Raw genomic sequence first — 16044 nt, 5'->3', positions numbered from 1 at the left:
CATCACCAGAATGTACGTTGGGTATAGACTCGCCGTATTTTGAAGCCAGTTTCCTGAATCAATTGTGGCAATACCCTTTCAAATGCATGCAGCACGGTCCCATCGTAGGGAACCGGCTCGGTAAGCTTGAACGTCTCACTATCCAGGCGGCTGAGATCGCTCAGCGCTTGAACGCGCGCCCAGAACATGGTGCCCACCGGGAACGTGTGGTAATAGGGCCTTCGCGAATAGCCCAACGGTTCGAGAAGCGTTTCGATTGCCTCACCGTTGTCTGCCTCGTCGATACAGTGGGCATCCTCGGAAAACACGAGACCAACTGCCTGATCATTGAAATTCGCCAGCACTTCCCTGGTGGCTTGGGGCGACCCCAGCAGATTCCCAAGTAGATAGCGTCGCCAACGGTCTCCTATGCCATCTGCACTGTCAGTCGACTTCTTTGTATGAAAATGACCTACTACGTCATAGTGGTCTTGAATATGTTCAATAAATTGCTGATGAAAATGATGTACGTCGCGCCCGATATTTTCCACTTTATCTGTTACAAGCCTTCCAGAAACACAATCCTGAAGCATGCTGAGCTCATGCTCTCCAAGGTCGTTTACATGGCTGACAAAGAGATCGACGTCATGACCGACCAAGGTCTCGAAGTACTTACAATATTCGAGTATCAAGTCATTATAAAAGACATGAAACTGTATGGCGACCCTTCCTTCGTAGGGCTCACACTCCGCCCCATTCAGAATAGAAAGGGGCATACTAAAATCTTCTTGCAGCATCAGCCATTCAACATAATTGAAAAACGACTCTCCATGCTTGTATGGCCTGCTTTCAACAGCCCCCTTTGCATCAGAACCTGCGAACGGCTTTGAGTAAATCAGGCCCTTATAGAGAAGCGTAAGAAAATGGCGTCTACGGTCACCCTCACCAATAGACAATCGATAGAAATCGGGATCGAAGCGTTCTTTAAACGCCTGCGAACACTCAATTACATGTTCAATTTCTTCTTTCTGTCTGGACGCTAGCCTAAGGTAGGAATCTATTTCTGAAACGTAGTGATCGAATGAAAGATGCCTTACACATATATCGTGATTTATACCATCACGAACTATCAAATAATCAAGGCCTGCTACTAAACTTTCCGCCAAGGAATAACAGTCACCGTATGGTGCTTCTACGAATCTACCATCGTGCTCTTTCACAAAATCAGAAATACCGCTCGCTCCCTTGAAAACCGCTAAAGCGCAATCCGCATTCAATGCATCCACAGCAACATTCGGGAAGGGGTCAAGCCTTGATGAAAGTAAAAATATATCCGCATCCATCAGCGCTGCCCTGACATCATGGACAGCGCCTGGGAAGTGGCACTGTTTTTCGATACCAGATTGTTTTATATAAGTTCTAAGCCAAACGGACACATGTACATCGTCTTCCTCATACCCCCCACCGAGCCAAACAAACTGTAGTTTATTAGCCCTAGGATCACCTTGCTTATGAAGAATTTTTTTCATGTAATAACAGGTTTGAAGAAACCAGTCCACGCCTTTTCTAGGTTGGACATGACCGGCACCTGCGATAATGATTGAATCATCCTCAAGACTCAATTTTTTGAGTAAAGACCAGCCTGAATCTACTGAAATTTTTTCGGCAAAGCCAAGATAGCCCTGTGGTTGCACATAGATGTGATTTGGTTCATTTCTCGCTCCAGTTTTATCATACAGCTCCGCAAGCCCCGATTTCTTGAGAGAGCCAGAAGGGTAAACAACTATATCTGAAGCAATAATAGCCCTGCTCATTTTTCCTACTGGGCGAGTATATTCTGAATACTCATGTATTAGAGTTACAGTCGGTATACCTATGCTTGATGCAGCTTCAATGAACGGTAGAGACTCCACTGAGCTCAGCAAAACACAATCTATTCCCCAAATGGAAACCAACCGTTCGAGAATGTGCCTGAGCGCACCTAATCCATAATGAGCGGGAGCATTAAAATGAGATACACCACATTCTACAAACCGATCATACAATGCACCTCCCTGCAATGATGCCGTAATAATATTATAGCTTTTAGCAAGCTTTTTGGCGACCTCTAGTGAAACTACTGGCGCGCCTGTCGATGTTGCATCGTGCGTAACAACTACAACTGTCTTCAGATTTGGGTTCCAGCACGCCCCTCCTTCTATTATAAATTCTTCTATATTAACCCAACCTGCCCTACCTTCAGACTTTCCATGTAGAAGATAGTGCTCCAGTGGATTAACGCCAGCAGCACGTATATCAGGATAAAATTCCAAATACAGTTTAGGGTCGAAAAAACCATCTAAAACCGGCAAATCATCATTTGACAGTGCAATGAATTTTGATACTGCATCATCACGATCCTTTGCCCCCATAATCTGTATCAGCGCTGACCAATCCACAGGCGACGAATCTAATGCCTTCCTGAGGCTCGTATGGCGGGGCGTGTCTCGCGATGTCGATTCCACTAGTTTCTTACCAAGCGATACAACATCCTTGCTGATCACTCTTAGTCTGCACGCATCATCTTCATTCACTTTCGGATGCTGTATTTCCTGATTGAAATTAATGGGTTGCTCAGTGGGTGAAAATGCTCTCCTTCCTTCCTTCTCTCCATACAGCAGAAAATGAACCAGCGGATTGGCCCCATCCTGACGCACATCCCGGTGTTCGGAAAGGTAGTAGTCTGAATCAAACCAACCAGTTACTTTTAATGGGTACTGATCATAGTTCTCGAGAAAGAACCCGATGGGGTCTTTCACGGTGGAAGGCGTTGTGTTCGCATATTGCTTCCAGTCAACACGCGAGCTCTCCAAGAGACTTCGGAAGTCCTTCGGATTTGAGCGTATTTTTTTTGCTGCCTTCCTGATCAGTAGTTTCATATCATCAGCCAAGTTTATTTATGAGATACTGTTCGATGTTCAGGGCGCAGTCGGAGGGGCCTAGAAGTTCATTGACCTTGTCCGTGGAAATGTAGCTATTGACGATATCTGAAGGGTTGGGGTCACACTGCATAATGCTGGCTCCAGGCACGAGCTCGCGGGCCTTATCGATTATCGACTGCAAAGGTGTCGGCTCCCCCCCACCCACATTGAAAATGCCGGTGTGCCCTTCCATGGCCAGCCTCACCAGCTTTTCTGCCATACAGGGCGCATAGATGAAATCACGCTGAGCTCCCTCAGGGAATGCCGCCTGGAATGCTTCCCTTTTTCGCAGTCTTGTAATCAGCACGTCGATCAGGCCGTGGTGCGAGGCCTCCCGATTGCCAAAAGGATTGGATACTCTGGCACAGGCAATCGGAATGCCGTAGTCGTTAGCAAGGCAGCGAATCATGCCCTCTTCCATGACCTTCATTCGCCCATACCAGGAGCTTGGCCGAAGCGGATCCGTTTCCAGGCTGGCACGGCCAGGGGCTTCCCCATAGACGGTACCCGCCGATGAGATATGCAATATCCCCGCAGGGGGCTTGTCCTGTAGATAGCAGGTCAACCGATCCAGGCTAGCCCAGAACTCATTCATCGCCTCTGAGAAGTTGTCACTGAAACTCTTTGGCTTCAAACCACCCAGAGCATTGATGATGATAGGCCTCGACTCAAGAGCCAGGATTATTGCCTTACGATCACTCAATGAAAGAGTTGGTCGTTCCCCGGCGTGATAATTCCGCGCCACCCCGACCCAATCAATTCCTTGATGATCCAGTTCCTTAGCGATGCTCGAACCGATAAAACCTGTCGCTCCCAGCAGAAGCACTTGAGTCATAGAGCTTCACCTCCTGGATGAACCTCGACATCGTAAACTGAATTGCGGTGCATCCTTGAAGGGAAGCCCACGTAAACCTTTTTTTTGAGGCTGTTACTACTATTTATAATACATCTTATAATGTTATTTCTAATACTATTTCTAGTACTGCTTCTAATACTATTCCTAACACTATCCCTAATACCACCCCTAATACTTTTCCTAATACTTCGATTATTACTACGCCTACTACTATGTCGCCGAATTTCCAAACGTTCGCCAGTTAAACGTCATCCCACCAGCTATGGGGGCTAGCCTGGCGCATCGCCGTTATTACACTTGCGTGTCATTCGTAATCTATGAGAATAGGTAAGAAAAACGAAAAGCATGGTGCCGGCCTCCCATGAGGCTAGTTAATCAACTCAGAGCTTAAAATCACTGAGCTTAAATTCACAGTATTAAATATCACCAACTAAAAGTACTAGAGCTTCACTTTTTCCATGACCAGGCGGTTCAGGTATTCTCCGTAGCCTGTCTTGGATAGCGCCTTGGCATGCGTGAGCAGGTATTCATCACTGATCCAGTGTTGCTGCCAGGCGATCTCTTCCAGGCAGGCAATCTTCAGCCCTTGCCGATTCTCTATGGTCTGGACGTATTGGCTGGCCTCCAGCAGGCTGTCGTGGGTACCGGAATCCAGCCAGGCGAATCCACGCCCCAGGCGCTCTACCCTGAGGTCGCCGCGTTTCAGATAGGCATTGTTGACACAGGTGATCTCGAGCTCGCCTCGTCCGGATGGTTTCACTTGCTTGGCGATTTCCACAACATCGTTGTCGTAGAAGTACAAGCCCGTAACCGCGTAACTGGATTTTGGCTTGGCGGGTTTTTCCTCGATGCTGATCGCCCGGCCTTGCTCATCGAACTCCACCACCCCGAAGCGTTCCGGGTCCTTGACCAGGTAACCGAACACCGTGGCTCCCGTGGCATGCTGGTTAGCTCGCTTGAGCTGGTCGGAGAAGTGCTGACCATGGAAGATATTGTCGCCCAGCACCAGGCAAACGGGTGACCCACCAATGAACGCTTCGCCGATGATGAATGCCTGCGCAAGGCCATCCGGGCTTGGCTGCTCGGCATACTCGAAATGCACCCCGAACTCTTCACCACTGCCAAGCAAGCTCTGGTACTGGGGTAGGTCCTGTGGGGTGGAGATGATCAGAATCTCGCGGATGCCAGCCAACATCAGTACCGAGATGGGATAGTAGATCATCGGCTTGTCATAGATGGGCAACAGATGCTTGGACACACCGCGTGTTATCGGGTGCAAGCGAGTCCCTGAGCCCCCTGCCAGAATGATGCCCTTGCGGTTCATGTCTTTGCCCCAGCCTTTTGTGTAATTATGTAAGCAGGCCTACCACTTGATCATAGCTGCACAATGGGGGTTTGGCAGCGCCAGGAAGGCAAAATAAATTGAGTTTTTTTAATTCCTTTTAAATACAGTGGCTTGAATTGAACAAATGTAGCATTATCTTGCCGTCCCGGCAGATTCAGCCTGGCGCGCCCTGCCGCCGGGCCACGGAGGGCTTGGCGACAATCGGTAACCATTGCGTTGCGGAAGGAGAAAAGATGAAGGGTACGGGGGAGGAATCGGGGAAAGAATAAGGTGGGAGGGGTGAATCGTGAGTCGTGAGTCGTGAGTCGTGAGTCGTGAGTCGTGAGTCGTGAGTCGTGAGTCGTGAGTCGTTAATGCAGTTTGTTCCAGAAGGCGGCGGCAAGCTGCACATCGCCCACGCGTCGTGCCGTCTCGGCCGCATTGGCCGCCATGGCAGCCGCCTTGTCGGGATGGTCGAGCAGCCAGGCCAGGGCGTCCCGCCACTCGCTCGGGTCATCACCGGCCAGCAGCCCATTCACCCCGTGCTCGACCAAGTCGGTGTAAGGGCTGCGGCGTGAGTAAACACCCACTGCGCCCATGGCGGCGATATCCAGGAACTTTATGAAGGATTTACCGCGATTGAACGGCGTCTCCAGCAGCGGCGCCAGGCCAATGTGCAGGCGATTCTCGCGCTGATACTCGCGGAACGCTTGCCAAGGGAGCGGGCTGGGTGCCGTGAGCCGCTCGAGCCCATTCAAGGCATCCGGCAAGTGGGTACCCAGCATCACCTCGAACGTTACATCGTCGCGAACGTCGTGCAGCTGCGCCAGGGCTGGCGAGATGTGCTGGATATCCGCCAGATGAGCGCGAGTGCCGTGGTAACCGACCCGCCACGGTGACTCGGAATCGGGGGGAGTCGTGAAGTGCTCGCGACCCGGCAATGGCACGATCAAGGGCGGAGTGAGTACTGACACACTGGCATGGCGTTCACGCAGACGCACAGCCAATGCCGGGCTGCACGCCACTACCTGGTCAGCGAGCGCCAACAAACGCCCCTGATGAGCTGCGGCGTTGGCCATGCGCAGCTGGTAAGCCTCGGGGAGTGTCACATCGTCCCCAGCCGCCTTCAGGTCGTCATCGATCAGATAGACGATTCGCCCGAACTGGGCACGGTGACGCTCAAGCCAGTTCATCCACCCTACCGGCAGCGTTCGGCAAATCAGCAGGTTCACCCCCACCAGCCGCCCCGCGATCATCTTGCCGAACAGCCCACGCCAGCCGCGCACATCCAAGCGCCCCACATCATGGCCAAGGGAACGCAAATGGGGCGCCGCCGACTCGAGGAAGTAGATATCCTCGGTCGGCCGCGCCCCATCGCTCAGCAGCAACCAGCGTTCACTCATGTCTCATTTCTCCCCGCTCCTTGCCGCTTGCTGCTTTCTCCTTACCCCGATGCCCCTCACTCCTCACCAGCGAAGCGCTCACCGGAAAGAAAAGTCCTCGTACACCAGGGTGAGGTTGGGATTGTAGGCCGGGTCATTACGCAGCTTTTTCCCCCAGGTACGCTTCATGTAGGCGATTTCACGCAGCCAGCGTGCCCGCTTCTCGGGCGTGTCTTCCGCACCACGTGAAATGGACTCATGGTGATAAAGTTCGGCATAGGGCGTCCATAGGTTGCGGTACCCCGCTTCACGAACCTTCAGGCATAGATCCACATCGTTGTAGGCGACACTGAGATCCGCCTCGTTGAGGCCACCCACCGCATCGAAGACCTCCTTGCGCAGCAACAGGCATGCCGCTGTCACCGCCGAGAGGTTCTGCACCAGCTTCAACCGCCCGGCGTTGCCATCCTCGTGGCGGGGGAAGAAACGATGGGCGTGCCCGGCCACGCCGCCAAGGCCAAGAATCACGCCACCATGCTGGATGGTGTCGTTGGGGTAATAGAGTTTTGCCCCCACACAGCCGATCTCGGGCCGGCAGGCCTGGCTGACCATTTCGGTGAGCCACTCCCCCTCCATGGGCTCCACATCGTTGTTGACCAGCCCGATGATCTCGCCCTTGGCGTGTTCGGCCCCGAAATTGTTGATCGCCGAATAGTTGAACGGATGATCCCAGCGCAGCACCCTGACTCGCGGATCACGCTGTTCCACCTCCGCCATGTAGGCCAGCGTCTCGGCACAGGTGCTCTGGTTGTCCAGGATCAGCAGTTCGAAGTGCCGATATTCCGTACGTTCGAGAATGGCATCGACGCAGGGCCTGAGAATATCCACGCCATCGCGGGTGGGCACCAGCAGGCTGACCAAGGGAGGCGGCACCGGCAGCGGCCACTTTACCCGCACGCTTTCGGGAAGCATCCCCGGTTCCGCCACCGCGCCTTCCCCACCCGGTAGAAGAGCCAGCAGTGCCTGAACCTGCCCGACCGTGTGGGCCAGCCCCTGTACGTCCGTTTCCCCTGTTGCCTCCGCTGCAGAGCCGGCAACGTGTGCCCGCTCGCCGCGATGATAGAGCACCCAGGGTAGATGACACACCGTGGCCGCCCGCCGCTCACTCGTGAGCTGATACCACCAGGCCAGAAAACGCAGTGCCATGGCATGGTCCAGTTCATTGGCATTCAAGTGATGATGATCAAAGCGGCCGATATCGCGGTAGACCTCCAGGCGCCACAGGATGCGACGCTTGTAGAGCGCCAGGCGCCCCACGTAGTTGCACGAGAGCAACAGGTCGGGATTCCACCCTGGCTTGAAACGCGGGCGAACGCGTTCACCCCGTTCGTTGAGCTCATCTTCATCGGCATAGAAGAGCTGCGCGGCCGGCTGCCTGTTCCAGGCCTCCACCACGCGCTGCAAGGCATCCTCGGCCAGGCAATCCCCTGGCGAAAGCCACATGACCCCTTCCCCGTTGGATTCGATGAATGCCTGATGAGACAGGCGGCCGAGGCTTTCGACAGCGCCATTGGATACCCTCACGCGGGCATCGGTCCCCAGGCACTGCCGCACCTTCGCTGCCATGACAGGGTCCACCCCAGGCGACAGCACCACGCATAACTCCCAATGTGCGTAGTGCTGGTTGAGCATGGAAAGCAGCGACTCCCTCAACGGTTCGAGGGCCTTGTCGATTTCCTCGTCCGCACCATGCGGGTCATTGACAAGGGAATGCGCTGTTTCAGGCCCAAAGTGCATCAGCTCAGGGCCAAAGGGCATCAGTACGGAAATCAGTGGCCGTTCCATCAACATCCGGGGGGACTGTGGGGCGTTGCCCGGTGTCTCCTTGCGAACGGGCTCCACCAGCGCTACCCACTGGTGATAGTCATGACGTGCACAATCCCTGGCGATGGTGCGCTCGAGCTCGGAATAGGCGACATGCCGCCAGCTGCGGCAGCGCGCCACCGACTCCAGGTGCAGAGCACGAATGACCTGCTTTTCCGAGAGCCCCTGGTAGGAAGGGTGAATGTTGGAGAGACGATTCGCCAGGCGGCCACGCGCGAACATGGGCGACAGCCAGATCCAGCGAAAACGCGTGATATTGAAGCCGCCATGGGCATTGAACACCTGCATGGTGATGCGCCGCACCCCCAGCGGCACGTGCAACATCCGCTTGGCTGTCTTGCTGGACCTGAGCGGCATGTCGACACGAATACGCCGGCGCCGGGTCTCCAGCACGAAGGAGGCCACGCCGTGAAGGATATCGCCTTCGATATCCAGCTCGACCATATTCCAGCCCGGCCATGGCCGCTGCCCATGGAGCTCGAAGGTCGGCTCCTCACCACAGCATGTCCACCTATCGGCGGCTGAATCCCAAACCAGGTCCCGATGGCTACGAAACCGCGGTACACGGTGCCAGAAAGGCGCACGATCGGAATTCATGAAAACATCTGGCGATCTGAAGGGTTCTGACATCTGTAAAAACGCACTGACGCTCCCGCTGCAGTTATTCCATGAATTCAGGACTTTGCCGGTTCCACCACGCGACGCGGGGTTGGCGGAAAGCGCTGCCCGGTCGAGGTAACCCGGCATTGTACCCGATCCCCCGCGGAAAGCTTCACTGGTAGATGGAAGCCCACGTGCCCCCCACGCGGCGGCAACAAGCGGCACAACTCGGGGCGCAACTCCACCGCTCGCACGCTGCCGGCAAGCTCATCGTTCACCCACACCTCGATATCCAGCGGCTCATCGCTGTTGTTTTCGCCCGCCCACCAGGCCCATCCGCTCACTCGCTTGGTACTGGCCTCGACAAGGCGGGCATGCGCCCAGGGCTGATCCGACTTGAACATCGCATAACGCGATTCGAACAGCGCCGTGGCATGCTGGTACAGCGCAATATCCCGCTTGTTCAGACGCTTGAGCGCTGCGACATCCTCTTTATCGAGCTGGTGTTGCGCATTCAGCTTTGGCTTGCCCTGATTGTCCTCTCGCCTGGGGATATTGATGCCAAAGTGCTTATTGAGCATTTCCAGACTTTCCGGATATCGCTCCGTCAGCCCGATCAACCCGATGGCTTCGGTATTCACCCCTTGAAGGGCCTTGAGCTGGCGGTTATGCATCTTCGGGTCCGAATAGAACTCCTTGAAGCTGCCCTTGTACCCGTTATGCCTGACAAAGTGCGCATATTCCGACGCAACACGTTGCAGCGGTTCGCGCAGGAAGGTGATGGTACTCCCCACGCCAAGCAAGGAGACAAAGCGCCCGATACGCACATGCCCGCCGATCATGTCCGCCTTTTCGGCTAACAGTGCCTGCCTGAATTGCCAGGAATCGGGCGCATCGCCATACAGATACGCCTTGACCAGGGCGGACGTCGTGTCCGAATTTTTGCCGTAATCATAGACAATGCGCTCCGACGAAAAATACTTCTCGGCCCCCAACCGAAAGCTCGTCCCGGCGGTCTTCGGTATATGCACAAAAAATAGCGGCATCCGCCACGTCTCCAAAAAATCCATGATGTCCATTGGGTAGCAAAAAAAGAAGACTCATATGACACTCACCCAACGCTGTATCAGCTCATCGCAGCATTCCTTGCGGCGCGGGGAAGGGGCGCGCTTGCGGATGCTCTGGCAAGTAGAGGGCGGAGGCCTCCCCCGCCTGGGCATGCCAGGCATTGAAGGCCTGATCGTACTGTTGCCGCATGCCGGAAAAAATCGAAAAGATACTGGTGTCGGAAGCCTGTGTCAGTGAGGTGGCACTGATACGGCCCAACGCCAATGGCACACCAGGCGCCACCTCGAGCACCGCATCGCGCCCGAAGGCGGTCATGATGCGATGAAAATACTCGGTATCCGCGCTGCAATTGACCCGGTCCCAGTAGCCCAGTTGCTCGAACACACTCCGCCGGAACATCAGGGATGATGTATTGCGGTGACACCACCCGGCCCAGCCCGACGGAGTCTGCCAACTGCCGAACGTCAGCTCGCTGGAAGCCCGGATCCAGTGGGAAATGCAGGCCACCTTGTGCGGCGCCGCGCGCAACGCCAGCACCTGTTGCTCGATTTTCTGGGGATGAGACCAGTCATCGCTGTCGTGAACGGTCAACATGTCGCCACGCGACTCACGCAACCCCGCGTTACGCGCCGCATAGGCGCCCTGGTTCGAAGGCTGCTCGATCACCCGCACGCGCTCGTCACCCAGCGACAGCGCTTGCGCCACGGCACGTGTATCGTCGGTGGAGGCATCATCGACGATCAACACCTCCAGGGCCGGCCATGTCTGGCGCAACACGCTTTCCACTGCCGCTTTCAGCCCGGTGGATGCATTGTACGCCGGCACGATCACCGAGACCGTCTCATGTGGCGCGGGCTGGGCACTTCCAGGGGGGATATCCGCGTACAGCGCATCCATCGAGGGCGGCCGTTCCTCCGGCAGCTCATTCCGAAACACAAGCGGCGCCAGCCCGCTCAGTACATAGGGACGATTCACTTGGGCGAGCCAACGCCCCTTTGCGCCCTTTCGCCTTTCGTACATCGGGTGGAGCAGGTTCGCCCTGGCAAGCTCACTTTCGGTGCTCGCTCCCTCGCGCTTCTCCCACTTGCCGAGCATCCGGCCGGCTCGAAGATGTTGCCGCCTCATGCGCATCGCTTCCACCGCCAGCATCACCGGCATTCGGTGCATAAACAACGGCGTACCATCGCGCAAGGTGGTGGAGTAATGGCGCATGTAGCGCCACACTTCGCGCCATTCGTGGTGTACCGCATGCCAGCGACCCAGCAACCATGCGGCGTAGTTGGCCTGAAGCGAAGGGCGTGTACGCAACGAGGCTTTCAGCTCAGCTAACACCGCCGCCGGTAACTCGCCACGGCCCCAAAGCTTCGCATGCGCCAGGCAAGGCATGCGCCCCTCATGGCGGCCATGCATGTAGAAGTGGCGCCAGGCCCCCATGCCGGATGCCACGACATCCGGGTACTGGCTCAAGTACCACTCGGCATCGAACCAGCCGGGTTCGGGGGTATCGCTCAGCGTTTGCTTGCGCGGGCCAAGGCGTAGAAATGACGGTAGTTGGCTAATCAATGAACACTCTGCTTTGTGCAATGGTCAGGCAATGAATGCCCAGCGGATATCGGCGGCATCCAGGGGCAGCAGAAAGCCACGTATGGTATCAGCGGAGATCGAAGGAGGGTATGCCTTACGGCAAGCACGCCATAGAGCGCGTCATCAGCGCGTCGGGAGGGGGGGGGAAGGGCTTGGCATTCGCCGTACCCATTACCACAGGGAACAGCACTTGCCGTTCGGGGAAGTAGCGTTTTCGCAACCGTTGCAGGTCCGGCTCTCTACTGGCCAGAAACGCTTCGCGGTGAGCCTGGCCATGCCAGAGATCATGGTAGTCAGCAACACGTACTCGGCCCAGCCAGAGGGGAGTCACCTGGGTATCCGCGTTGAGCAGGACCGCATCGCGCTACCGGCCAGCTGCACTCCCTGGTTCACCGTGCGAGTGAAGCCCATGTTAGTCGGGTTACGGTAACACTCGAAAGGCCAGCGAGAGCGGTAACTATCCAGCAATTGCTGCACGGCCGAATCCATACTGCCGTCGTCGATCACGATAATCCGGCAGTCGATTTGACTATGTTGCGCCACTGAATCGAGACAGTCACCGAGTGCCTCTATTGCATTGAATACAAGAATGATAACTGCCGATACTGTCTGCTAGGTTGCTTGGGCCATCCCCCAGCCAGGAACTCGCTGTTCGCCAGAAAAGAGTCAGGCACCTCACCAGGCCCCTGCAGCTGCCTCCACCAGGGTTCATCAGTACATTCCCGGCGCGGCTTGAGCCCCTGAGCCTGCCCGATCTCGAGAAAGTGCAGCAAGGTCGCCCACCCTTCGACCTCACCAGCGGGCAATTGAGAGCGGTAGTAGACTGTATCGAATGCCGAGCCTGGTCCTCGGCCTTCGGCGCCACCGTGCCGTAAGTAATGCACCAGCGGATCAATTCCCGCCTCTGCCAAGTCCGGATTTTGAGCCAGATAGCGATCGGCATCGAACAGGCCTGATTCTGCGATCAAGGCATACTCGTCGTACATCTCGGCATCAGCGTGGGCAGTATTTCTGTTGCCGCGTTTCCCCTTGGGCCAGCCAATCCAACCGCGTACACCGATGAGCCTTTTCACGTTACGGACAACCCTCCCCTGCACAGATATCAAATATGGGCGAACCAGAATTCAAACCTCGATCACCCTTCATCCGAACTTTGGGGCATCCATGAAAGCCTGACCCGCGGCGTCTTTCTCAGACACCCGTGGCGCCTCTCCATCCACCAGCGGCCAGTCAATAGCCAGGGTGGGATCATCCCAGCGAATGCTGTACTCATCGCCGGGATTGTAATAGTCAGTACACTTGTACTGAAACTCGGCCTCGTCGCTGATGACGTAAAACGCGTGGGCAAAGCCTGGCGGTACCCACAGCAACTGCTTTTTTTCGGCGCTGAGCATGACCCCGGCCCACTGGCCAAAGGTGGGGCTCGATTGGCGCAGGTCCACCGCTACGTCGAATACCTCACCGCAGGTCACCCGTACCAGCTTGCCTTGGGGCTTCTCCAACTGATAGTGCAGACCACGCAGGATGCCGTGGGCGGAAAGGCTATGGTTGTCCTGCACGAACTGGTAGTTGCCGCAGTGCTGCTCAAATTCAATCTGGCGGAAGGTCTCCATAAAGAAGCCACGCTCGTCACCAAACACCTTCGGCGTCAGCAGCACGACATCGGGTATCGCCAGCGGGGAGTAGTCCATTGATAAGCACCTGAGATGATAACGTCATTAGTTTGGAACACGCACGCCGCCACCGCGTCCACCGCGTTATGGATGGGCACGATAACGGTGTCGGCTGGGGGAGCGCGGCGATCGTGGGGTCGCGCCATCAGTCACTGCCGAACAAATCCCGGGTGTAGACCTTCTCGGCGACATCTTGCAACTCGTCCACCATTCGATTGGCGAGGATGACATCACAGCCTGCCTTGAAGGCCTGGAGGTCACGCTCCACCCGGGAGTGGTAGAAGTTGTCGGCCTCCAGAGCCGGTTCGTAGACCACCACCTCGATCCCCTTGGCCTTGATGCGCTTCATCACCCCCTGCATGGCGCTGGCACGAAAGTTGTCAGACCCAGATTTCATGATCAGGCGATAGACACCGACCACTTCCGGCTGACGCTTGAGCACGGACTCGGCGATGAAATCCTTGCGGGTACGGTTGGCGTCCACAATGGCCTGAATCATGTTGCTCGGCACATCGGCGTAGTTGGCCAGCAGTTGCCGCGTGTCCTTGGGCAGGCAATACCCCCCATAACCGAAACTGGGGTTGTTATAGTGCCCGCCGATGCGCGGGTCCAGCGCCACACCCTCAATGATCTGGCGCGCATCCAGGCCATGGGTCTCGGCGTAGGTGTCCAGCTCGTTGAAGTAGGCCACTCGCATGGCCAGGTAGGTGTTGGCGAACAGCTTGATGGCCTCGGCCTCGGTGCTGTTGGTCAGCAGCACTTCCACGTCCTGCTTGACAGCCCCCTGCCTGAGCAGCTCGGCAAAAGCCGCCGCACGCTCGGAACGCTCCCCGACGATGATACGCGAGGGATAGAGGTTGTCGTGGAGCGCCCTGCCCTCGCGCAGAAACTCCGGCGAGAAGATCAGGTTCCTCGTGCCAAAACGCTGGCTCGCCTCGGCGGTATAACCCACCGGCACGGTGGACTTGATCACCATCACCGCCTCGGGATTGACGGCCATGACCTGCTGTATCACCACCTCGACGCTACTGGTATCGAAGTAGTTGGTTTCGGGATTGTAGTCGGTAGGCGTGGCGATGATGACGTAATCGGCGTCTCGATAGGCAGGCTCTGCATCCAGTGTAGCCTGGAAGCGCAGATCATCGCGACCCAGAAAGGCGGAAACCTCCACATCCTCGATCGGTGAGATGCGATCATTCAGCATCAACACTTTCTCCGGCACGATATCGACCGCGACCACATCGTGATGCTGGGCCAGTAACATGGCGTTGGAAAGGCCGACGTAACCGGTTCCGGCGATAGCAATTTTCATTCTTTCTCTCGTTCTTTCAATAGTGCAGCAATTGAAGGCACTGAGTTTAACCGAGCATTTTTAACCCAAGATGACCAGTCAATCACCTCGCTCCAGCCGCTCAGAAACACGAAATCCAGGCCGGCAGCACTGGCTGCTTGGTAATCGTACTTGCTGTCGCCAAGAAACAAGGCCGGCTGCTGAATGGTGCCGTGGGCAAGCTCCCTCGCCAAGATCTCATCCTTGGTATCCGGGCTACCGAGGATGCCTCCATCAAACAGCTCTGCCAGGCCACGCTTAGCAAACACCTCACGCAGCTCAGCCTGATCACCACCGGAGACAATCAGCCAGCGAGCATGAGGCGTATGCTCACGCAGTTTCCTCAAACCCGGTGCGAACTGGCAAGTCATCAACCCCTGACGAACCTCACCGGCATAGTTTTCCAGCAGGGTCTCCAGATCGGGTCCAGCACAGTTGGCAGCATGCTGCGGGACGATCCGTTCAAGGAAGTGGGCAAACTTCATGTAGCGCGACACGCCGCCATTGGCCACGTGATGGTCCACCAAGGCCTGGGCAGCCGTGTCTCCATACGGCAAGGCGGCCTGGTAGAAGGCCTCGGACTTGACCGTGTTGGAATCCAGCACGACGCCGTCGCAGTCGAAGACCAGGGTGGCGTAGGTGGTAATCGAGTGCTTCATACGGGCACCTGCCCCGCCTGGCGCAGCGCCGCTTCGACGTTGGGCACATCCTCGGGCACATCCACCGCGAGGCTGCCGGGTCGAGTCTCCACCATGCGGATGGTCTTGCCCAGCTCCAGGAAACGCAGGATCTCGATGTCCTCGGCGTACTCCAACTCGCTCTTGCGGCCAAATTGACGGAAGGCGCTCAGCTCCTCACGGGTGAAGGCATAGATGCATACCTGCTTCTTGTATTGCTTGGGAGCGTGGTTGGGATCCTTGAAACCGGGCAAAGCCACACGCGACATGTAAACCAACTCACCGCTTTCGTTGGTGATCACCTTGGGGATATTGACGCTGTGCGGATCCTCGGCTTCGCTAATCCAGCTGAAGCCATTGATCACATCATCCATATTGGCCAGTTTGGCGTCACGCACCTTGCGAATATCAGCAGGATCCAGCAGGGTTTCGTCACCTTGCACGTTGATATACAGATCGGCCTCTACCTGCTCGGCTGCCTGAGCCAGGCGGTCGGTGCCGGTCAGAGCGTCGTCGGTGGTCATCACCGCCTGAAACCCGACGGCTTCGACGACCTCGACAATGCGTCGATCTTCGGTGGCGACATAGACGTTCTCGGCACCGACGGCGCGGGCCGATAGTTCGGCGACCCACAGGATCATCGGCTTGCCCAGCAGGGGCACCAGCGGTTTACCCGGATAGCGGCTGGAGCCATAACGGGCAGGAATCATGACAATTGCACGCACTA

Annotated in this window: 13 protein-coding genes; all 13 read right to left on the bottom strand. The window is 56.3% G+C overall.

Going from position 1 to position 16044, the window contains the following annotated elements; genetic code table 11:
* Positions 1-2: 2 nt before the first annotated feature.
* The 13 genes from C6V82_RS01950 to C6V82_RS01890 all read right to left on the bottom strand — a co-directional run bounded on the left by C6V82_RS01950 (position 3) and on the right by C6V82_RS01890 (position 16042).
* Positions 3-2897, bottom strand: a complete 2895-nt coding sequence (locus tag C6V82_RS01950; protein WP_102589208.1) for a rhamnan synthesis F family protein — start codon at positions 2895-2897, stop codon at positions 3-5.
* Positions 2898-2901: 4 nt separating this feature from the next.
* On the bottom strand, positions 2902-3774 hold the full coding sequence (locus C6V82_RS01945) for an NAD-dependent epimerase/dehydratase family protein (protein WP_102589207.1): 873 nt from the start codon (positions 3772-3774) through the stop codon (positions 2902-2904).
* A 460-nt stretch (positions 3775-4234) separates the two neighbouring features.
* Positions 4235-5119 carry a glucose-1-phosphate thymidylyltransferase RfbA gene (gene rfbA / locus C6V82_RS01940; RefSeq protein WP_102589206.1) on the bottom strand — a complete coding sequence of 295 codons (885 nt, stop codon included), beginning with the start codon at positions 5117-5119 and terminating at the stop codon, positions 4235-4237.
* Positions 5120-5490: 371 nt separating this feature from the next.
* Entirely contained in the window at positions 5491-6522 is a 1032-nt protein-coding gene (locus C6V82_RS01935) for a glycosyltransferase family protein (protein ID WP_102589204.1), read from the bottom strand.
* A gap of 78 nt (positions 6523-6600) precedes the next feature.
* Positions 6601-8829 (bottom strand): glycosyltransferase family 2 protein, encoded by a 2229-nt coding sequence (locus C6V82_RS01930; protein WP_180978331.1) that lies wholly within the window; start codon positions 8827-8829, stop codon positions 6601-6603.
* 230 nt (positions 8830-9059) lie between these two features.
* A complete protein-coding gene (locus C6V82_RS01925) occupies positions 9060-10055 on the bottom strand; it encodes a sulfotransferase family 2 domain-containing protein (protein WP_146009688.1) in 996 nt (331 codons plus the stop codon).
* 61 nt (positions 10056-10116) lie between these two features.
* A complete protein-coding gene (locus tag C6V82_RS01920) occupies positions 10117-11616 on the bottom strand; it encodes a glycosyltransferase family 2 protein (RefSeq protein WP_102589201.1) in 1500 nt (499 codons plus the stop codon).
* A 348-nt stretch (positions 11617-11964) separates the two neighbouring features.
* Entirely contained in the window at positions 11965-12180 is a 216-nt protein-coding gene (locus C6V82_RS18405) for a glycosyltransferase family 2 protein (protein WP_373297568.1), read from the bottom strand.
* A gap of 26 nt (positions 12181-12206) precedes the next feature.
* Positions 12207-12710 (bottom strand): hypothetical protein, encoded by a 504-nt coding sequence (locus C6V82_RS01910; protein WP_146009687.1) that lies wholly within the window; start codon positions 12708-12710, stop codon positions 12207-12209.
* A 69-nt stretch (positions 12711-12779) separates the two neighbouring features.
* Positions 12780-13328, bottom strand: coding sequence for a dTDP-4-dehydrorhamnose 3,5-epimerase (gene rfbC / locus C6V82_RS01905; RefSeq protein WP_102589198.1), 549 nt, complete (start codon positions 13326-13328; stop codon positions 12780-12782).
* 127 nt (positions 13329-13455) lie between these two features.
* Positions 13456-14622: a nucleotide sugar dehydrogenase gene (locus C6V82_RS01900; protein WP_102589197.1), complete on the bottom strand. Its 1167-nt coding sequence runs from the start codon at positions 14620-14622 to the stop codon at positions 13456-13458.
* Positions 14619-15299 (bottom strand): HAD family hydrolase, encoded by a 681-nt coding sequence (locus tag C6V82_RS01895; RefSeq protein ID WP_102589196.1) that lies wholly within the window; start codon positions 15297-15299, stop codon positions 14619-14621. The genes C6V82_RS01900 and C6V82_RS01895 overlap by 4 nt, the downstream gene beginning before the upstream one ends.
* Entirely contained in the window at positions 15296-16042 is a 747-nt protein-coding gene (locus C6V82_RS01890; RefSeq protein ID WP_102589195.1) for a 3-deoxy-manno-octulosonate cytidylyltransferase, read from the bottom strand. Before C6V82_RS01890 ends, C6V82_RS01895 begins: the two co-directional genes overlap by 4 nt.
* Positions 16043-16044 lie beyond the last annotated feature (2 nt).

It is taken from the genome of Halomonas urumqiensis, from assembly GCF_003028575.1.
GTDB lineage: Bacteria > Pseudomonadota > Gammaproteobacteria > Pseudomonadales > Halomonadaceae > Halomonas > Halomonas urumqiensis.
This window is presented reverse-complemented; position numbering and strand designations above follow the sequence as displayed.

Coding starts and splice junctions, on each gene's coding strand:
- C6V82_RS01900 (WP_102589197.1), bottom strand. CDS start 14,622: ATGAAAATTGCTATCGCCGGAACCGGTTACGTCGGCCTTTCCAACGCC.
- C6V82_RS01930 (WP_180978331.1), bottom strand. CDS start 8,829: ATGGTCGAGCTGGATATCGAAGGCGATATCCTTCACGGCGTGGCCTCC.
- C6V82_RS01935 (WP_102589204.1), bottom strand. CDS start 6,522: ATGAGTGAACGCTGGTTGCTGCTGAGCGATGGGGCGCGGCCGACCGAG.
- rfbA (WP_102589206.1), bottom strand. CDS start 5,119: ATGAACCGCAAGGGCATCATTCTGGCAGGGGGCTCAGGGACTCGCTTG.
- C6V82_RS01925 (WP_146009688.1), bottom strand. CDS start 10,055: ATGGATTTTTTGGAGACGTGGCGGATGCCGCTATTTTTTGTGCATATA.
- C6V82_RS01950 (WP_102589208.1), bottom strand. CDS start 2,897: ATGAAACTACTGATCAGGAAGGCAGCAAAAAAAATACGCTCAAATCCG.
- C6V82_RS01945 (WP_102589207.1), bottom strand. CDS start 3,774: ATGACTCAAGTGCTTCTGCTGGGAGCGACAGGTTTTATCGGTTCGAGC.
- rfbC (WP_102589198.1), bottom strand. CDS start 13,328: ATGGACTACTCCCCGCTGGCGATACCCGATGTCGTGCTGCTGACGCCG.
- C6V82_RS01895 (WP_102589196.1), bottom strand. CDS start 15,299: ATGAAGCACTCGATTACCACCTACGCCACCCTGGTCTTCGACTGCGAC.